General features: G+C 64.6%; 16 protein-coding genes and 1 pseudogene. 5 read left to right on the top strand and 12 right to left on the bottom strand.

The window, feature by feature from the left end; all coding sequences use genetic code 11:
* Window positions 1-33: 33 nt before the first annotated feature.
* The 3 genes and pseudogenes from AB7245_RS00130 to AB7245_RS00120 all read right to left on the bottom strand — a co-directional run bounded on the left by AB7245_RS00130 (window position 34) and on the right by AB7245_RS00120 (window position 4,509).
* Window positions 34-2,246, bottom strand: a pseudogene (locus tag AB7245_RS00130) (SulP family inorganic anion transporter).
* A 352-nt stretch (window positions 2,247-2,598) separates the two neighbouring features.
* Entirely contained in the window at window positions 2,599-3,513 is a 915-nt protein-coding gene (locus tag AB7245_RS00125; RefSeq protein WP_063985957.1) for a phosphoribosylaminoimidazolesuccinocarboxamide synthase, read from the bottom strand.
* Between the two features lie 78 nt (window positions 3,514-3,591).
* Window positions 3,592-4,509 (bottom strand): pirin family protein, encoded by a 918-nt coding sequence (locus AB7245_RS00120; RefSeq protein ID WP_063985956.1) that lies wholly within the window; start codon window positions 4,507-4,509, stop codon window positions 3,592-3,594.
* Between the two features lie 64 nt (window positions 4,510-4,573).
* On the opposite strand from AB7245_RS00120, the gene AB7245_RS00115 reads away from it, so the two are divergent.
* The 3 genes from AB7245_RS00115 (at window position 4,574) to AB7245_RS00105 (ending at window position 7,843) form a co-directional block, all read left to right on the top strand.
* Complete coding sequence (locus AB7245_RS00115; protein WP_063980113.1) at window positions 4,574-5,146, top strand: GNAT family N-acetyltransferase; 573 nt, start codon at window positions 4,574-4,576, stop codon at window positions 5,144-5,146.
* A 62-nt stretch (window positions 5,147-5,208) separates the two neighbouring features.
* Window positions 5,209-6,273 (top strand): helix-turn-helix domain-containing protein, encoded by a 1,065-nt coding sequence (locus tag AB7245_RS00110; protein WP_063985955.1) that lies wholly within the window; start codon window positions 5,209-5,211, stop codon window positions 6,271-6,273.
* A 142-nt stretch (window positions 6,274-6,415) separates the two neighbouring features.
* Window positions 6,416-7,843, top strand: a complete 1,428-nt coding sequence (locus tag AB7245_RS00105; protein WP_063980112.1) for a serine hydrolase domain-containing protein — start codon at window positions 6,416-6,418, stop codon at window positions 7,841-7,843.
* A gap of 193 nt (window positions 7,844-8,036) precedes the next feature.
* Here the strand turns inward: AB7245_RS00105 and AB7245_RS00100 are convergent, their stop codons facing one another.
* Window positions 8,037-9,404 (bottom strand): MmgE/PrpD family protein, encoded by a 1,368-nt coding sequence (locus tag AB7245_RS00100; RefSeq protein ID WP_063980111.1) that lies wholly within the window; start codon window positions 9,402-9,404, stop codon window positions 8,037-8,039.
* Between the two features lie 124 nt (window positions 9,405-9,528).
* Here AB7245_RS00100 and AB7245_RS00095 point away from each other — a divergent pair, with 124 nt between their 5' ends.
* The gene (locus AB7245_RS00095) at window positions 9,529-10,644 is read left to right on the top strand and encodes an FUSC family protein (RefSeq protein ID WP_063980110.1); all 1,116 of its coding nucleotides are present in this window, start codon (window positions 9,529-9,531) and stop codon (window positions 10,642-10,644) included.
* Between the two features lie 4 nt (window positions 10,645-10,648).
* Here the strand turns inward: AB7245_RS00095 and AB7245_RS00090 are convergent, their stop codons facing one another.
* From AB7245_RS00090 to AB7245_RS00055, 8 genes are all read right to left on the bottom strand, one after another.
* A complete protein-coding gene (locus AB7245_RS00090) occupies window positions 10,649-11,962 on the bottom strand; it encodes an SMI1/KNR4 family protein (protein WP_439033813.1) in 1,314 nt (437 codons plus the stop codon).
* A gap of 143 nt (window positions 11,963-12,105) precedes the next feature.
* Complete coding sequence (locus tag AB7245_RS00085; protein WP_063980108.1) at window positions 12,106-12,756, bottom strand: 2-hydroxychromene-2-carboxylate isomerase; 651 nt, start codon at window positions 12,754-12,756, stop codon at window positions 12,106-12,108.
* A gap of 22 nt (window positions 12,757-12,778) precedes the next feature.
* Window positions 12,779-14,173: an MATE family efflux transporter gene (locus AB7245_RS00080; RefSeq protein WP_063980107.1), complete on the bottom strand. Its 1,395-nt coding sequence runs from the start codon at window positions 14,171-14,173 to the stop codon at window positions 12,779-12,781.
* 228 nt (window positions 14,174-14,401) lie between these two features.
* A complete protein-coding gene (gene murA, locus AB7245_RS00075) occupies window positions 14,402-15,697 on the bottom strand; it encodes a UDP-N-acetylglucosamine 1-carboxyvinyltransferase (protein ID WP_014491005.1) in 1,296 nt (431 codons plus the stop codon).
* A 354-nt stretch (window positions 15,698-16,051) separates the two neighbouring features.
* On the bottom strand, window positions 16,052-16,519 hold the full coding sequence (locus AB7245_RS00070) for a hypothetical protein (RefSeq protein ID WP_063980106.1): 468 nt from the start codon (window positions 16,517-16,519) through the stop codon (window positions 16,052-16,054).
* A gap of 627 nt (window positions 16,520-17,146) precedes the next feature.
* Window positions 17,147-17,575 (bottom strand): hypothetical protein, encoded by a 429-nt coding sequence (locus AB7245_RS00065; RefSeq protein ID WP_199877118.1) that lies wholly within the window; start codon window positions 17,573-17,575, stop codon window positions 17,147-17,149.
* Window positions 17,576-17,736: 161 nt separating this feature from the next.
* Complete coding sequence (locus tag AB7245_RS00060; protein WP_439033812.1) at window positions 17,737-18,231, bottom strand: hypothetical protein; 495 nt, start codon at window positions 18,229-18,231, stop codon at window positions 17,737-17,739.
* Window positions 18,232-18,327: 96 nt separating this feature from the next.
* Entirely contained in the window at window positions 18,328-18,588 is a 261-nt protein-coding gene (locus AB7245_RS00055) for a hypothetical protein (protein WP_439033811.1), read from the bottom strand.
* A gap of 165 nt (window positions 18,589-18,753) precedes the next feature.
* Between AB7245_RS00055 and AB7245_RS00050 the strand changes: the two genes are divergently transcribed.
* Window positions 18,754-19,368: a MarC family protein gene (locus tag AB7245_RS00050; protein ID WP_063980104.1), complete on the top strand. Its 615-nt coding sequence runs from the start codon at window positions 18,754-18,756 to the stop codon at window positions 19,366-19,368.
* The last annotated feature ends 61 nt before the right edge of the window (window positions 19,369-19,429 follow it).

Below are 19,429 nucleotides of genomic sequence, written 5' to 3'. Positions count from 1 at the left end.
ATTGCGCTCCGCTCGATCCGGGCTACAGGTCCGTCACCGCCGCAACACCGCAATCGTCCGGTTCGCGAACGTCAGCCGCTCGGCCATGACCGACACGAAATAGGTCAGCAGCTTGTGGCTGAGCGTGGGGTCCTCGTCCCTGATCGCGTCGAACTGGAGCGTGTTGAGCACGTAGAGCACGCTGGCGACCTCGGCCTGGATCGTCGCGCTGCGCGGCGTGTTCGACACCAGTCCCATCTCGCCGATCGTGGTGTAGCGCCCCAGGCTGCGCACGCGCGTGGTGCGGTCGTCGTCGGCGGGGACCATGATGCCGACGCGGCCGTCGAGGATGAAATGCATGGAATCGGCGGGGTCGCCGGCCTGCACGATGATGTCGCCGGCCTCGACCTCGAGGCGCTGGCAGCGGTGGATCAGCGCGTCGGCGTCGGCCTCGCTGTCGAGTATCCCCGTGAACCAGTCGCGCAGGCTGGCTTCTTCCTGCTCCCGCCCCTGATGCTGCGAGATGATCTCGTTCTCGCACCATTCCAGCGCATGATCGAGCTCGCCGATGATGGTGACGCCCTCACCGACGAAGTCGCTGGAGCGCAGCACCTTCTCGGCCGCCGCCGACAGATGCACCAGGATCAGCTCGACGCCGAGGTCATGCGCGCTGCGCTTGATCTGGGCGAAGCTGTAGGCGGCCGAGGAGTCGACGCCGGTGACGAGCTTGAAGTCGAACAGCAGATAACGGCACTCCGGGCGCTCCTGGAGCAGCTGTTTGACGTGCTGGTAGAGCCGGTTGGCGGAGCCGAAGAACAGATAGCTCTGCAGGTTGAGGCCCTGGATGTTGCCGCCATGGGCCAGCAGCACGTCCTGGTCGTCGCGCGAGCGGTCGAGCGAGGAACGATATTCCGAGCCGTCGAAACTGTACTTGATCGACTCCACCCGTGCGGCGCTGAACGCAAACGTCGCGCAGCCGATGATCACGCCGATCAGGATGCCCGGCACGAAGCCCCAGGCGACGATGATCGCGATGATGGCGATCAGCGAGAGATATTCGAGCTTCGAGAGCCGCTTGCGCGACTCGATGATCCATTTGTGGAGCTGGTCGGCGCCGAGATAGAGCAGAAGGCCACCGATGACGAATTTCGGGATGAAGCCGAGCAGATCGGGCGCGACGGCAAGCATCAAAAGGGACAACGCCGCGACCGTAAGGCCGGACAAGCGTCCGCGGCCGCCGCTGGAGAAATGATCGTGCGGCTGATCGAGCTGCAGCCGGCATAGCCACCCAGCATGCCGGTCAGGATATTGGCGGCGCCGGTGACGTTCAGCTCGCGCTCCAGATTGGCCTCGCGATGCACGGCAACCTCGATGCCGGTGGTGTTGAACAGCGTGCTGGAGGCCGTGACGAAGATGACGGCAACCACGTTGCCGAGCAGGTCCGGCACGGCAAACCAGGGATAGCGGGCGAGATCGTCGGTGTGCCAGGGCAGCATGAAGACCGCCTGCGGCGGCGGCTGAAACGTCCAGCCCAGGGCGCGAGCGTGATCGAATGAAACGCCGGTGATCCAGAACGCCAGATGCGCCGTGAGCACGCCACCGACCAGGATGATCGGCAGTCCGAACGGGCTGCGCGAGCGATGCCAGGTCAGGTACAGCACCAGCGCCATCGCGCAGGCGGCGCCCAGCTCCAGCAATGTGGTGCCGTTGGCGAAGTGCGTCAGCGTCGTGAACTGGAGCGGGTGGTTGGTGATCACCCGCACCGCGCCCAGGGCGATGAGAAGCCCGGTGGCGCCGAGGAAGCCGCCGACGACGGGATAGGGCACGTAGCGGATGGCGCGGCCAAGCCGCGTCAGGCCCAATCCGCACAGCACCAATCCCGTCAGCACCGTCGACAGGCCGAGCGTGATCAGAACCGGCGAGAGCAGCGGCGTCGACAGGTTCGCCGTCTCGAGGCGTTCGACCACCGAGGCCGCCAGAATTCCTGTCACCGCCGCGGTCGAGCTGTCGGGGGCACCAATTGCGAAGGGCAGGGAGCTGCCGAGCCCGATGACGACCGCAAGCACCGCGGAACTGACGAACGTCGCCGTGATTCCGTAGGACAGGTAAGGCGAGAGCGGCCCGGCGAAGATCAGCAGCGAATAGGACAGCCCGAAGGTGACGGTCAGGACGCTGGCCGCCGTTCCGCCCAATATATCATTCAACGCACGCTTGAGGGCCGGATTGAATCGCGAAGCCGGGCTGAAAATAATTGCTGGATCGGTCACGCCGTTGCGCTCGCCCCTGAAAAGTCCCGTCCCGAGACGTAGACGAGTACGGGCTTAGCGCAACTGGATTCTTGTAACTGTGAAACATCCGACAGTTTTGCGGCGGTTTGGCGTGTGAACGGCCAATCACACGCGGCGGGCCATCCACGTCATTGCGAGCGCAGCGAAGCAATCCAGTCTGTGTGTTCCTCATCCTGAGGAGCGCGGAACGCGCGTCTCGAAGGATGAAGGCCCCGCTGGTGGCCTCGCCCTTCGAGGCGCGCGCAAAGGGCGCGCTCCTCAGGGTGAGGAGCAGCAGCTCTGGATTGCTTCGCTTCGCTCGCAATGACGGAGCGAGACGAAACAGCCGGGCTTAGATCTTCAGCTCTTTCCCCGTCACGCGCCTGTAAGCTTCGAGATAGCGCTTGCTGGTTGCATCCACGACGCTGGCGGGCAGCGGGGGCGGCGGCGCGTCGCCGTTCCAACGGCCGGCGTGGCGCTCGACGTCGAGATAGTCGCGCAAAGGCTGCTTGTCGAAGCTCGCCTGCGGCTGGCCGGGCTTGTAGGCATCGACCGCCCAGAAGCGTGAGCTGTCTGGCGTCATGACTTCGTCGATCAGGATGATGCGGCCGTCCTTGTCGCGGCCGAACTCGAACTTGGTGTCGGCGATGATGATGCCCTGCTCGCGGGCGAGCTCCTCGCCGAGCGTATACACCGCGCGCGTCATGCTCTCGAGCGTGTAGGCGACCTCGTCGCCGACGACTTCTCGCATCTTGGCGATGGTGATGTTCTCGTCATGGCCAGTCTCGGCCTTGGTCGCCGGGCTGAAGATCGAAGGCTCCAGCTTCTCGCTCTCGACGAGGCCCTCCTTCAGCTTCTCGCCGGCCAGCGTGCCGCTGGCGGCATATTCCTTCCAGGCCGATCCCGAGAGATAGCCGCGGATCACGCATTCGATCGGGAAGACGGTGGTGCGGCGCGACAGCATGGCGCGGCCGAGGATCTCGGCGCGATGCGGCTTCAAGGCCGGCACGGCGGCAATGATCTCGTCGGCGTCGGCGCTGATCATGTGATGCGGCACCACGCCTTCGAGCTCGTTGAACCAGAATGCGCTGATCTGGGTCAGCACCGCGCCCTTCATCGGGATGGTCTCGCCCATCACGACGTCGAAGGCGCTGATGCGGTCGGTGGTGACGAGCAGCAGGCGGTCGTCGTCGACGGCGTAGATATCGCGCACCTTGCCGCGTCCGATCTTGGGTAGGGGCAGGTCACTGGAGAGCATGGCGGTCATCGGCAGGGCCTTCGCAGACAAGTCCTTCGGACAGGGGATTCAGGCCGCACTGGATGGTACGGCCTAAATCGGGATAGCCTATTCCGGCAGCGGAATGAACTCATGTTCCTGCGGAACCCCGGCGAAGCGGCCGGTTTTCCAGTCCTCCTTGGCCTGCTCGATCCGCTCCTTGCTGGAGGAGACGAAATTCCACCAGATGTGGCGCGGGCCTTCCAATGCATCGCCACCGAGAAACATCATGCGCGTTGCCTTCAGCGCCTTCACGGTGATGCGGTCGCCGGGCCGGAAGATCAGGAGCCGCGGCCCCTCGTACCGCTCGTTCGCGATCTCGACCTCGCCGTCGACGACGTAGATGGCGCGCTCCTCGTGGTCGGGGTCGAGCGGCACGCTGGCGCCCGCGACCGCCGTGACCTCGGTGTAGAACCAGGGCGACACCATCGTAACCGGCGAGGTGATGCCGAACGCGGAGCCCGCGATCACCCGCGCGGTGAAATCGCGCTCGGAAATCATCGGCAGATCGCCCGCGCCGTAATGCTGGAACGACGGCGCGATCTCTTCGGATCCGGCCGGTAGCGCGATCCAGCTTTGCAGGCCCAGCATCTGCTGCCCCGAGGCGCGCTGTGCGTCCGGGGTGCGCTCGGAATGGGCGATGCCGCGGCCGGCGGTCATCAGATTCATTGCGCCGGGCGCGATCTCCTGGACGTTGCCCTCGCTGTCGCGATGCATGATCGAGCCGTCGAACAGATAGGTGACGGTGGCAAGCCCGATATGCGGATGCGGCCGCACGTCCATGCCCTTGCCGGAGACGAACTGCACCGGGCCGAAATGATCGAAGAAGATGAACGGCCCGACCATCTGCCGCTTGCCATGCGGCAGCGCGCGCCGCACCACGAATCCGTCGCCGAGGTCGCGGGTGCGTGGCACGATGACGAGATCGAGTGCGTCGCAGGACATGGGATCGCCGAGCACGGGATCGTTCGAGGGTTGCCAGCTCATGGTGGTCTCCTGTTTCTTGCTGGTATGATCGTAACAGAACAATGTCGGGAACGGGAGAAGACCGATGATCCCACCGCTCAAGCCAGGCGCCAGGCTGCTCGAGGTCACAGGCCCCCGAATCGAGACGGAACATTTGATCCTGCGGCCATGGCGCGCCAGCGACATTGCGCCGAATGCCGCGATGTTGTCCGACCCCGGCACCGCCCGCTTCATCGCCGCCGACGGCAAGCCGGTCACGACCGAGATTGCCGGCTGGCGTAACGCGGCCGTGATCTCCGGACACTGGGCGCTCCACGGCTTCGGCATGTTTGCGGTCGAGGAGAAATCGAGCGGCAGCTACATCGGGCGGGTTGGTCCGTGGTGCCCGCCGGGCTGGCCCGGCTTCGAGGTCGGTTGGGGCATCGCCAGGGATTTCCGCGGCAAAGGTTATGCGGTGGAAGCGGCCAGCGCATCGATCGACTGGGTGTTTGACAGCTTTGAGATCGACGAGATCATGCACTGTATCGAGAGCACGAATACGCCGTCGCAGGGCGTGGCGCGCAGCCTGGGCGCCCGGAAGGAGCGCGAAATCGATCTGTTCGGCAAGCCGGCCGACGCCTGGATCACGTCGCGCGCCGCGTGGACCCGGCGAAATTGAATCGGTCTTTGATTTGAACTAGGTTCGCGTCACGCGCGTGCGTGCGCGATCGGGTCGACCGGATGCTGCTTGCCAATCTCGAACTTGCCTTTCGCGCCGGCGCCGTGGCGCTGCTGTTGGTGTTGGCGGCATCGTTGTTCTCGGACTTCCGCAACGTGCTGGCGGCTCGCCTCGGCGCCGCCTTCGCGCTCGGCTCGGCCGCGCACGCGGTGAGCTATTCGGTCGGCGTGACGTCGCTAGTGCCGGCCTGGCATGCGCCGCTGATCGCACTGTCGACCGGCAATATCGTGGTGTTCTGGCTGTTCACGCGCGCGCTGTTCGACGACGATTTTCGCCTGCGCTGGTGGCATGGGCTGGTCTGGGGACTGGTGACGGCCTTCAGCTTCGCCGGGTGCGTCTGGATCGCGCCGGGCGGCCATGTGCGGTTCTCCGTCACCGTGGTGAACCTGATCGTGCTCGGCTTCATCGCGCTCGCGGTAGGGCAGACGATCGCGTCGTGGCCGGCGGATCTGGTCGAGCGCCGGCGGCGTGCCCGCGTCTTCATCGTCTGCGCCGCCGCGCTCTATGGCGGACTGAACGCGCTGCTCCAGATTGCCGTTGCCGGCAGTGACGTCGGCGATGTCGCCAACACCATCAATGCCGGCGTGCTGGCCTGCGTCGTTGCGGCCATCGCCTACGCGATGATGCGCGTCGATGGTGCGGACCTGTTTCCGGCGAACGCGGGCGTCACGCCAGCGGTCATTCTGAGCCATCCCACAGCCACCGATGAAGCCGCCGACCAGAAGCTGATCGACGCCCTGATGCGCCTGATGGCGGATGAGCGGGTCTATCGCCAGGAGAACATCACCATCGGCGTGCTGGCGGGCCGGCTGAAAATTCCCGAATACAGGCTGCGCCGGCTGATCAACCAGCGGCTCGGCTACCGCAATTTCAATGTGTTCCTGAACAACCACCGGATCGAGGAAGCCAAGGCGGCGCTCGCCGATCCCGCCCAGGCCGAGGTCCCCGTCATCACCATCGCGATGGACGCCGGCTTCCAATCGCTCGGTCCCTTCAACCGCGCCTTCAAGGCGGTGACGGGCGTGACGCCGACGGAATACCGGCGGCTCAAGGTGAGTGCGGCGTAAGTTCTAACCCTTTCCAATCACGCCGAAATTCCAGAATCGACCAGCCCGGTTCAGTTTCAGCCAGTCTATTTTCCAAATCCGGCGAGCACTCCTCCGCCCACTCCGGCTTCCTCCCGGCACACGCCCCAGCCGGAGAAAGCCCGTGACCCGCCGCCGCAAGATCATCCTCCTGACCACCGCCGTCGCCTGTATTGGCCTCGCATTCGGCGCCGCTCGCGCGCGCAACGCGCCGCAGGTCGCCACCGGCTTCCTCGCCGACATCCTCTGCGCCGAGACATTTATCTCCGGCCTCGATCCGCAGCGCACCTTCACCGAGACCACCGACGCGATGCCGGGCTCGGGCCTGATCACCTGGGCGATGGACTACCGGATCGACCGGGTGCGCAAGGACGTCACCGTGACGCTGTTCGGCCTCGGCCGTAGCCATGCCGTCTATCGCGAGGGGCTGGGCTGTACGCTCGAGCACGGCGCTGATATCGCCGACGTCGCGCCGCCGGCCGACGACAAGCAGCCCGCATTGCTCCCCGAGATCGCGGGACCCTCGATCGTGCCGCCACAAAGCCCGGAGCTGTCGGCCGCACTCGATCGCGCCTTCACCGAACCCGCGCAACCGCCCGCCCGCCGCACCCGCGCCATCGTCGTCATGAAGTCAGGCCGCGTCATCGCCGAGCGTTATGCGGATGGTGTCGGGCCCGAGACGCCGCTGCTCGGCTTCTCCATGACGAAGTCGGTGATCTCGGCGCTAACAGGCATTCTCGTGCGCCAGGGCAAGCTGAAGCTCGACGGGCCCGCGCCGGTCGCGGCGTGGACAAATCCGGATGATCCGCGCCACGCCATCACCGTCGACCAGCTGCTGCGGCACACCGCGGGCCTCGCGCTCGGCAGCTCGCTGCAGGCTTCGCTCGGCTCCGCCTTCGAGCCGGTCAATCGCATGAAATTCATCGAGGACGACATGGCCGCCTATGCCGCGAGCATGCCGCTTGCCACCGCGCCGGGCGCGGTGTGGAATTATCACGACGGCAACACCATCATGCTCGCGCATCTGATCCGCAATGCTTCCGGCGGCAGCCCCGCGGACGCGCTGCGCTTCGCGCGCCGTGAATTGTTCGCGCCGCTCGGCATGCGCCACGTCACGCTCCAGCTCGACGGCGCCGGCACGATCGAGGGATCGAGCGAGATGCTGGCCTCCGCGCGCGACTGGGCGCGCTTCGGTCAGCTCTATCTCAATGACGGCGTCGCCGGCGGCAAGCGTATCCTCCCCGAGGGCTGGGTGAATTACGCGGCGTCAGCCACGCCGAATGCCTTGGTCGGCATCGGCGCCGGCTTCTGGACCAACCGGGGCGACAGCTTTGGCGCGAATTTCCGCGTGGAGCACGGCTGGCCGCGCGATGCGTTTTTCGCCAAGGGCACGATCGGGCAGTACACGATCATCATTCCCTCGGAGCGTCTGGTGATCGTGCGGCTGGGCCGCTCGTCCAACTGGCCGCCGGAAGCGGATGGCGTGTTCGATCTGGTGCGGGATGTGGTGGCGGTGACGCGCGAGAAGGGGAAAATGGCGGGGGTGGATTGATGACAGCAGCAGAGCGCTGTCTCTTACCCTCCCCTGGAGGGGGAGGGTCGATCGCGCGCAGCGCGAGCGGGGTGGGGTGAACCCTCCGCACGGGCACTGTTGAATGCGGAGGGACCGTCACCCCACCCCGTCTCATATTTCGCTGCGCTCTATATGAGCCGACCCTCCCCCTCCAGGGGAGGGTAAGCAGCTCCTACCTCCCCAGCTCCGTGGCTTTCGCCACGCGGTCGAACCGCTCCAGTGTCATGATCGCGTCCGCAAACTTCTCCGCGCGCGCGTTCAGCACCGGGCGCGCCAGCGTCAGAAACTTCTGCTGCATCGCCTGCGCGTCGGGGAACGAATTCGGCTCGCCCGAGGGATCGGCATAGAGCCGCTCATGCACGCCATCGTCTGTCGTGATGCTGACGCGCGCGCCGAACGGGTGGGTGCGGCCGACCTCGAGCCGATCGTCCTGCACCACGTCGAACTTGTCGGCGAGCGCGTCGATGGCGGCGTCACCAAGGCGGTTGTAATCGTCCCAGCCGAACGAGCCCTGGTCGAGCGCGAGCGCACCGGTGAAGAACATCGAGAACTGGCCGCCGACGATCGAGGTGGGATGCCGCTTGGTCGCGACATCGCCGGTCAAGGTGATGCCGTTCCGATGCAGGCCGATCTCGACGCGCTTGACCTGGTCGGGCGTCAGATTGTGCTCGCGCCGCATCGCGATCAGCGCGTCGATCGCCGCATGGGTGTAGCGGCAGCTCGGATACGGCTTCACGCCGATCTTCATCGTCTCATAGGTCTTGCCGAGCCCGGCGACCGCCTTGTCCGGATGCGCGTTGTCGGTGTAGCCGGCGAGCAGGCCGTGCTTGCCCTCGACCGATTCGCTCGCGCCGACGAAATCGTTGCGCGCCAGCGTCGCGGCGATCACGCCATTCATCGCGGCGGCGCCGACCTGGTAGCGCTTGTTCCAGGCGCCGTTGACCAGGAATTGCAGCGAGCCCGCGGCCTGGCTGCCGGAGACGCCGAAGGCGGCGATGATCTGTTGCTCGGACAGGCCGAACAGTTTGCCCGCGGCGGCCGCCGCGCCATAGGTGCCGGCGGTCGCGGTCGGGTGGAAGCCGCGCGCGTAATGCGAGGTCGGGTCGAGCGCGTTGCCGAGCCGGCAGCAGACCTCATAGCCCGCGACGATCGCGGTCAGCACGTCGCGGCCCGACGCGCCGACCATCTCGCCGACGGCGAAGGCGGCCGGAACCACCGGCGCGCTCGGATGCAGCGAGGAATCCGCGTGCGTATCGTCGAAATCGAGGGAATGGCCGAGCGCGCCGTTGAGCAGTGCCGCGACCGCCGGCGTCCAGGTCTTGCTGTCGCCGAACACGGTGGACTCGCCCTTGGTGTCGAGCGCGAGCGCTTCCAGCATCTTCAGGATCGAGGGGGTGGATTCCGCCTCGCTGCGGGCCCGGATGGCGCTGCCGAGGAAGTCCAGCGTCAGCACCTTGGCGCGATTCAGCACTTCCGCCGGAATATCCTGGTATTTCAGATTGACGACATAAGCGGCGAGCGTTGCGGTTTCGTGAGCCATCGTGTTTCCTCGTTTTGGCGCGCAAGTTAGGCGGGCTGATTTGGCCTTTCAAGCGGCCTTGGGGCCGCGGGCATCAGCCATGCTTTTGGCAGGCTCCAAGAGGATCGGACCGGGACATTCGACGATGGCATTCGCAAGACAAATGTTCGACCGGATCCGATCACGGCGCACGCAGTTGGGGCTGGCGATCCGGGTCACGGTGGCCGCAGTGGCGGCCTATGCGATCGCCACCGCGCTGCATCTGCTATTGCCGCTCTGGGCCGTGCTGACCTCGCTGATCGTGACCCAGATGAGCGTCGGCCGCTCGCTGAAGGCGACGCGCGACTACGTGCTCGGCACGATCGGCGGCGCCATCTATGGCGGCGCCATCGCGATCCTGATCCCTTATTCCACCGAGGCGGGCCTGTTGGGGCTGCTGGTGCTGGCGGTCGCGCCGCTCGCCTTCGTGGCCGCGATCAACCCAAGCCTCAACGCCGCCACGGTGACCGCGATCATCGTGCTGCTGGTTCCGACCATGCATCATTCAGATCCCCTGGCGTCGGCGATCGACCGCGTCAGCGAGGTCGGGGTGGGCGCCATCACTGGCCTGCTGGTCTCATTCCTAGTGCTGCCGTCCCGCGCCGTGCGGCAGATCCGCGCCAGCGCGGCCACGCTGCTCGAACTGATCGCGGATGCCTTCACCGAACTGCTCGCGGGGCTCACGCGCGGCCGCGACAACGACGCGCTGCACCGGATCCAGGACGGCATCGGCACGGCAATGGTGGGCATGAACGCGATCGGCGCCGAAGCCGAGCGTGAACGCTCCGTGCGACTGTCGAGCGGCCCCGACACCGGCCCGCTGCTGCGCACCGTGCTGCGGCTGCGCCATGACGTCGTGATGATCGGCCGTGCCACGGTGGTGCCGCTGCCGGCCGAGGTGCAGATGCGGCTTGCAGCCCCGCTGACGGAAGTCTCGACCGTGATCGCGCGATTCCTTCGCTCCGCCGCCGCGGCGCTGCGCGAGGGCGCCGGCGCGCCGGCGATCCATCCGGTCCACGTCGCGCTCCAGCATTATGCCGAGGCCGTCGCCGCCGTCCGTCATGACGGCCTGATCCGCGGCCAGCCCGGCGACACCGCCGAGCGCTTCTTTGCCATCGGCTTCTCGCTGGAGCAGATGCACCAGAATCTCTGCGATCTCGATCGCGTCGTCGGCGAATGGTCAGAGGCTTCGACCGACAAGTCCGCGCGCGTGGCGGAGTGATTCTTTAGAGGTCGAAGAAAACGAGCGCTGCCGCGTCGCGCTGCTCGATGCCGTCGGTCAGCGCCTTCAGCGCGACATCGAAGCCGGGCTGCTTCTGCTCCAACTCCCATGCGCCGTCATGGTCCCACTGAAAGCACTGGCCATGTCGCTCGCCCGGCTCGACATGGAGCAGCAGGCAGCGACTGAGCTGTGATGGCTCGGCGATGGGCACCAGGTGTTTCAGCGACACGCCATACTCCTTGCGGAAATAGGCGCAGGCCTCTTCGAGCTCGTCCTCGGAATGAGCAATGAAGTCGAGGACGTTGCGCAGCTGCGTGGCCAGCTCGTCCGGTGCGTAGAAGCGTAGCTCGGAGGACGATTCAGGCAGCCGTACCAGCAGCTCGGTCTCGCCGCGGCTCAGCAGGAAATTGCGATAATCGTCGGGCAGTTTGACATCGATGGCCTGCTCTGCCGCGCTGACATCCGCTTCGCTGGCCGGCGTGCCGGGCTTCCAGCGCCAGCCCTTTGCGGTCGTGCCTGCCTTGCGCCGGGCTTCATATTCGGCGTAGCCGGGAAACAGCGTGATGACATCGTAGCCGCCGAACCGTGACCATTGATAGGCATCGTCAAAGGCTTCCTCCCGTCGCTCCGGAAAGAAGCCGCAAAGAATCTCGGCACGCTGGAGAATGCGATCATGGTTCGGAGCGATCTTGCAGAGATGCTCGATCGTCGCGAGCGCCGCGACCGGATTTTCCGCGAGAAGATAGACGTCGCTGAGCAATTCGAGGATGCGACCTTCAAGGTCGCCTTCGTACATGGACCAGGCGTAATGCGACTGTCCCGCAGCCCGCCGTGCGCGGAGCGCGTCACGCGCCTGTTCGGCAAAGCGCAGGGTCTGCGTAAAATCTTCGCCTGCAGCCTTGCCGTGATGAGCGGCGAGCCAGAGATACAACGGCTCATGTTCGGCCGGAGTGCCCTTGAGCGCGTCGAGCTGCGCGGCCTGCTCGGCCATCGGCGCGCTGAGCGCCAGGATCATCAGCTCATCGAGCCCCTTCTGCCAGTCCGGCTTGGCTCGCGGATTGGGACCGAGGTCGCGCAGCGTGTAGTTGGTATGATCCGTCTCGACATAGCCGGCTGCGACCAGCTTGGCGACATGGCGGCGGAAAGCCGCTGCGGCGCCGGCGATATCAGGAAATTCCTCGCGCAGGAATTCGTTCGCGTCGGGCTCGCCCTTCCAGTTCATATGAATGCCGATCACCATGGGATCGCTGCCCGGGACCAGCATCAGCTCGCGATCGTCATCGCCGGGTGCGCGGTGGAAGAACTTTGCCAGATACATGCGACCCTCCGAACGCGCCGCCGGGATCGGGGCGCCACGTCTCAGTCGCAGTTTCAGGGAAACCGGTTCATGCCGGCCGGCAAGAGCGTTTTCGAGCGAAGCGGATAGCGGTTCGCGTGAAGAAAACGCGTCCTAAACAACGGTCAGCGCTTTTTCAGGCCCTTAGCCACCATGCGCCAGAGCAGCAGGTCGATGCGGTCCTGGCCGAAGAACGGCTCGTTCTCGAACACGAAGGTCGGCACGCCCCAATGGCCGGAGGCGGCATGGTCCTTTTCGTTCTCGGCGATCACCCGCTCGTAGCGATCGGGGTCGGCACTGATCGCTTCATCCATCGCGGCGAGATCGAAGCCGGCCGCTTCAGTGGCGCGCGCGAGGTGATCGCCTTCGTTCCAGCCCGCCACCGAGCCGTCCCACAGCACGCGCGCGATCGCATCGGTGAATGCGAGCGAGCGGCCTTCGAGCTGCGCCATCGCACCCAGCCGGGTCAGGCGGTGGATGTAGGGCTGCTCGGCCGCAACATCGAACGTCGTCTTGTCCTGCACGATCGGATCGGGCCTCGGAAAGCGGAACGGGATGCCCTCGTGCTGCGCCACGCGCGTGCTGTCGAGCACCACATAGCGAATGAAGTTCGGACTGGCCTTCTTGAAGAAGCCGGGCACGCGGACGGCGAGCGGATAGACCGGCCGCAAATTCACCGCGAGATCGTACTCTTCGACGAGCTTGAGCGTCTTCGGCAGCGCCAGATAGCTGAAGGGACTGCGGTAGGAGTAGAAGAGATCGACGGACAGGGTCATTGCACCGGCTCCATGATCCCGATCATCCCGCCAGTCTGCGCGTCAGCATGCGGAAGCGCAAGATCAGGAGGCCAGCATAGACGAACGTGCCGGTCGAGAACCCGATCCAGACGCCGACCGCGCCGAGCCCGGCATTGAAGGCCAGCACCCAGGCGATGGGAAAGGCGACGCACCAATAGCCGATCGCCGCGAACAGCAACGTCATCCTGGTATCGTTGATGCCGCGCAGCGCGCCGGCCATGATGGTCTGGAGGCCGTCGGCGATGAAGAAGGTCGCTCCGACCAGCAGCAGGGTCGCCGTCAGCTCGACGGTGGCCGCGCTGGCCTCGCTGCTCCCGAAGAACAGCCGTCCGAGCGCGTAGCGGCCGAGGATGATGGCAACGGTCAGGGCCGAGACCAGCGCTACGCCAAGCACCGCCGCGACGAGGCCCGCTCGCCTCACCGCGGCCGGGTCGTCGCGGCCGAAAGCATGGCCGACGCGGACCGTCGCCGCCATGCCGATGCCAAGCGGGACCATGAACAGCACGGCGGTGACCTGGAGCGCGATCTGGTGCGCGGCAAGCGCCGTGGTCGAGATCAATCCCATCAGCAGCGCGGCGGACGAGAACAGACCATATTCCAGCAGCAGGGAAAACGAGATCGGCGCACCGACCGCGATGAGCTGGCGCATCAGGGGCCAGTCGATCCGCCACAGATGGGCGAGCGGGCGGTAGTCCGCGAATGGCTTTCGCCATGCGGCGATGGCGAGCACGGCGAGGAAGGTGCCGAGATTGACGAGCGTGGTCGCGAGCCCCGCGCCGAACAGGCCGAGCTCCGGCAGGCCGAACAGGCCGTGGATCAGGCAATAGACCAGCGCCGCGTTGGCGGGGATCGCTGCAACGGTGATCCACAGCGGCGGCTGCGGCCGGTTCACCGCGCTCATCATGCTGCGCAACGCGATGAAGCCGAGCGCCGGCGCGATGCCCCAGGCCAGCCCGTTCAGATAGCGCTGCGCGAGCGCGGCCGATTGCGGCGCCTGTCCGAGCGCCAGCAGGATGCGCTCGCCATAGAGCGGCGAGGCCATCATCGGCAGCGAGATCAGGAGTGCGATCCACAGGCCGGCGCGCAGGGAGCGGCGGATGCGCTTGACGTCGCCGGCGCCGAACGCCTGCGCGGCCAGCGGCGACACCGCGGCCATCAATCCGAGCCCGAAGGTGAAACTGACGAAATAGACGGTGTGCGCCAGCGCGGCGGCCGCGACCGCATCCTCGCCGAGCCGCCCGATCAGCGCGAGATCGGTCGTGATCATCGCGATCTGCCCGAGCTGCGTCAGCATCATCGGCACGGCCAGCCGCAGCGTCTCGACGAACTCTTCGGCGAGATGGTTTTGCGGCACGCCGGCTTGCGGCTGCGGACGAGGCTGGACGGTGTCGAGCATGGCGGTTGCAATAGCACAGCCGCACGTCGAAAACATGGCCCAGCTCTCGTGTCCCGGACGCGCGAAGCGCGAGCCGGGACCCGGGAGCCAAGGGCGCGGCTCTCAGGAACCGTAGGGTGGGCAAAGGCGCGCTTGCGCCGTGCCCACCATCAGTCCAACGCGGCAACAGAAGCGGTGGGCACGCTACGCTTTGCCCACCCTACGATACTGTGGCGCGGAGAGAACTTCTCAGCCCTTCCTTTCAGGCACGCGCCTGATCTTGGCGCCGAGCGCGTTCAGGCGTTCGTCGATGCGCTCGTAGCCGCGCTCGATCTGGTCGGCGTTGTTGATCGTGGAGGTGCCCTCGGCGCAGACCGCGGCGAGCAGCATCGCCATGCCGGCGCGGATGTCGGGCGAGATCATCGATGCGCCACGCAGGCGGCTGGGGCCGGCGATGATGGCGCGATGCGGATCACAGAGAACAATTCGCGCGCCCATGGCGATCAGCTTGTCGACGAAGAACATCCGCGATTCGAACATCTTCTCGAACATCAGGATCACGCCGTCGCATTGCGTGGCAGTGACGATCGCGATCGACATCAGATCGGCCGGGAAGGCCGGCCAGGGCTGATCTTCCAGCTTCGGCACGTGGCCGCCGAAATCGTCCTGGATCTTCAGCGTCTGGTTCGAGGGCACGATGAGATCATCACCCTCGATGCGGCAGACGATGCCGAGCCGCTCGAACCCCATGCGGATCGAGCGCAGATGCTCGACGCCGGCGCGCACGATGCGAAGCGGGGAGCGCGTGACGGCCGCAAGCCCGATCAGCGAGCCGACTTCGATATGGTCGGGCTGGATCCGGTAGGTCGTGGCGCCCAGCGTCGCCGGTCCATGCACGATCATGGTGTTGGTGCCGATGCCCTCGATTCGCGCGCCGAGCGCGACCAGGAAATTGGCGAGGTCCTGCACATGCGGCTCGGAGGCCGCGTTGCGCAAATGGGTGACGCCGTCGGCGGCGACCGCCGCGACCAGCGCGTTTTCGGTTGCGGTGACGCTCGGCTCGTCCAGAAACACGTCAGCACCGGCAAGCTTTGCCGCGCGGAATTCGAGCCGGTCGGTGGCGGTGACCTTGGCGCCCAGTTGTTCGAGCGCGAGCACATGGGTGTCCAGGCGGCGGCGGCCGATGACGTCGCCGCCGGGCGGCGGCAGCATCACTTCGCCGCAGCGGGCGAGCAGGGGGCCTGCGAGCAGGATCGAGGCGCGGATACGGACGCAGAGCTCGGGGTCGAGGTCGGCGGCGCGGATGCTCTTGGCGTGGATGTGCAGCGTATTGCGGGCGGTCCATTCCGCCGCCGCGCCGACCGAGCGGATCAGCTCGACCAGCGTCTCGGTGTCGCGGATCCGCGGCACGTTCTCCAGCGTCACCGGATGCTCGGTGAGCAGGGCGGCGGCGATGATCGGCAGCGCCGAATTCTTGTTGCCGGACGGCTCGATCGAGCCCGAGAGCCGGTGACCGCCCTCGACAATGTACTGGATGGGCGCCACGGGGTTCTCGCTGTCCTGTTGGGTGGGGTGTTTCGGGCGGAAACTACAGAGAATTGAGCGCGGGAGCAATTGTGCTCGCTGCGGTTAGAGCCAGCCTGTTAGCCCCGAAGAGGCTGCTAGCCCCTCATGGTGAGGAGCGCGGAACGCGCGTCTCGAACCATGAAGGCCCGGACATCTCGCTTGCGACCATCCTTCGAGACGCCCGCTTCGCGGGCTCCTCTGTCCCGTGCTGAGGAGCGGGCTTCAATGCCCCAGGATGAGCCGGTCTCCCGTCCGCCACCGCGCGAGCCATTCTATCCCGCCCGGCGACCTTGAAGTTACAAGGATGAGGATCGGAGCTTGCGGCAAGCGGCCCTAGAACAGGCCGATGTTGTTCGCCACCACATAAAGGACGACGATCAGCATCAGGACGCCCATGGCGAGGAACGATATCTCGATGGCGATGGCGCCGCTGCCGAGCGCGGCCGCGACGCCCGCCAGAAGCCTCTCCTCGCGAAACACGAGCGCGAGCACGGAGAACAGGATGGCGAGCAGGCCGAGCGAGATCGCGCCGATCGAGGATGCCTCCCTCAGCTGGCTTCCCGTCGACTTCTCGCGTGGCGGCGCCTGATACTCGACGCCCTTGACCCGCGCGATCATGCGATCCTTCAGGCGGTGGCCGGTGTCGACAATCACTTTGTCGGCCGGCGGCGGCGGGTAGATCGCGGGTATGACCCAATGCGGCAACACGGCCGCGATCAGCGCCAGCACACCGACGATGCTACCGATCACGCCGAGACGGCGAGAGGGGAGGACAGGGCTGGCAGTTGCGGAACTGGTCATGGCCGCGACGTTTCCCGGCCAGAACGGGCCGATGGGTTCACGCCATTTCGTCGTGATGGCCGCTGGTCGGGTTCATCGGCGGTGTTTCCACAGCGTCATGGCCGAGCATAGCCGTCCAAAGGACGGCGTCGCTTCCGCTCGCCTGTCCCGGCCATCCACGCCTTTGCCCCGATGCACGAAGAACGTGCCCTGGGACAATCCCGGGCATGACGCCCCTTCGTGAATGTGTCTCCACACAAATAACTTTGACACAGTCGCCCGAAATTTCGCAATAGAATCAAGGGTCACTCGACGTGCCGTAAAATAATTCTCTGACTCAAATAACTCAACAGCCTGACTCTAGGAACGCGCTCCAACGCCTAACTCTGACTCTACCGCGTCGGGCGCCGCTTCTGGTTGTATCGACGCCTTTGCAAGGCGGCGCACTGGAACGTCCCGCACTCGGCGGACGCGGGAGGGTATACTTAGGTGGCCATCGAAGGCGTCATTGGCCAAGAAGTTAACGGTCTATCGAGAGTTTGAAGGCCTGCAGGTGCGGACGCCATCAGGTGTTGACCGATGATTAAACGTCATGAGCTCGCTCGATCTAAGCGAACCACGTCGAGCTTCATCAGAATGGCAATTGCGTCATGATTTATCGCGAGCGAATACGACATCGAACCTCTGTTTGGCGACCACCTGATCAAAGACGCCGTTCAGCCGGTCGTTGGCCGCGTCATAATTGAGCGTGTAGGTCGAGCCGTTGTAACCGGCGGCGCGCAACTCGAAGAGCAATTTGAGCGCGTTACCGTCCCTGCTCGCGACCGCGACATGAAAAGGCAATGGTCTCGGATTTGCGTAGCTCGCGTCGAGTTTGCCGTCCGCGTCAACAGCTCGGATGGTGATCACGTAACCTCCCTGGAGACGTACCCAGCGGCCGAGTAGCCTGTCAAATGCCGGTTCAGCTGACGACTGCCTTGCGGCCGTCGTTGCGGATGGCTGCTGAGAAGGCTGCTGCGCCAATGCCGGATTCACGATCAGGGAGAGGCAGAGCATCACAAATGGAATGGGATTCATATTGGTTCGATCCGCTTGGTTGCTTCTTCGTCGATCCCGCCCCATGAACCTTGCTTCCTGCCATGAAGCGCTCAGGCCGCTTTATTTGTAAAGCCCCGGCAGTGGCTCAGATCAGTCGCGCTCCGCTACTAAATCGGGTGACATATTGTAAGGTAAACTTATTATTGCTGCAGAGCATTTTCTACAGTCATTGCGATCCATGCAGAACTCGATAGACCCTGCTTGCGTGCGGTGGCATTGAGCGCGTCGACGACATCCGGCGCAAGTGGAACGTTGACAATGACGTCCAGCCCGCTTTCCAAGCTGTAGACCAACTGCGTGATTTGCCCAGCGAAGCGCCGAACCTTTGTAGCTTTTTCTGCATCAGTCTGCGAGCTTTCTTGAGCGACGATCAGGCAGTAAGCGCCGACAAGATGACTTACAATCTGACTCTTTGCCATACCGTCCCGACGTAGAGTATCGATAGTCGAGTTGAGCCGGCCGAGACTTCCCATCGCGTCAGCGTCGGGAAGAAGGGCCTTCATTCTTTCAAGCTTTGAGGGATCGCTGCTGGTAAAATTGAAAGGACAGTTGAGTTTTTCGATAGCGGCGGAGGGCTCTGGCGAGAGCATGATTCCCAATAGCATGAGGCTTCGCGGCAGTGACATCTTAGTCATGGGATGCTCCGTCATTTGTGAGCCAGACGGAGAGACTGCTACGCTGATCAAGTTAGAGCAATATGCCTGAACCGCGGGACACTCTAACGAAAATTGTCAGGGAGACTGACGCTTGGTGTAGGTGATCACGTGCCACGTCGTTCCTCGAGGACGACCACGGCGGACCTGTAGCGGGTGATGGCGCGTCGCAGCGTTGCAGCCCACTGAAACCGCCTTCGCGAGATTTTCGGGTCGTTCGATTTTCAGCTTTGCAATAAGGTCGCCAAATGAGCCGAGCGCCAAATCGCTCGGCTTGCGAATCAATGACGGATAACTGTCGACGGAGATGTTGGAAAAGTTATTGACACTCTGTGACATCGCACCAAGCTAGCCGTCGTTCTCGACCCGAATGCCAAAGCGATGTTTTCGATCCGACATTCAGCCCGTTTACCGATTTCGCACTGCCAGAGGCTAGGACGCGCGTCAGAATAATCACGCACCCGGCGATTGAGCAAATGCCCCTAGAATTTGTGAGTCGATCGCGTGACAGACCTTCACCAAATTCTGCAAGCGATTGTAACCATTTTGGCCGTTATCAATCCCGTAGTGTGCGGTTCGCTCTTTCTGAGCCTGACGCCGAATCTGACCGCGCCGGAACGACGACGCGAGGCGGCCAAGGTCGCCCTCAACATTCTGATCATATTGATGGGCTCTGCGTTGGTCGGACTCAAGGTTTTAAGCATCTTCGGGATTTCGCTTGACGTGTTCAGGGTCGTCGGCGGAATGATCATCGCGTATATGGGATTCGATATGCTGCGTGGCAGCCATACGGTTGCTCAGGCGCCGCCCGACAATAGCGACGCGGACGTTCAGGGCTCACTTGTACCACTTTTAATGTTTGCAGCCGGTCCCGGAACTATTACGGCCGTGGTCACGTTGGCAGCTGTTCATACGCCCGATGGTTTGCCGGTGACGGCAATCATCGCCGCTGTCGCTGGAGCAGGCGTAACATTTGTGGCGTTGACCCTCGCTGTTCGGCTTGGGCCTCGTCTAGGCCGAGGCACGCAAGCGACAGTCACACGCTTCATGGGGCTCATCGTAGCGTCCATGGGAATGCAATTCGTGCTGGTCGGCCTAAAGGCGTTTCTTGAGACTTAGGGTCACAATCATCGCGTAGCGAACAATCGGCCAATGAGGTGGCGCTCGAGGGCATCCTTCC

This window comes from Bradyrhizobium sp. 604_D8_N2_3, assembly GCF_051810765.1.
GTDB classification, from domain to species: domain Bacteria; phylum Pseudomonadota; class Alphaproteobacteria; order Rhizobiales; family Xanthobacteraceae; genus Bradyrhizobium; species Bradyrhizobium barranii.
Note: the sequence above shows the minus strand (reverse complement) of the source record. Positions and strands in the feature narration are given on the sequence as shown.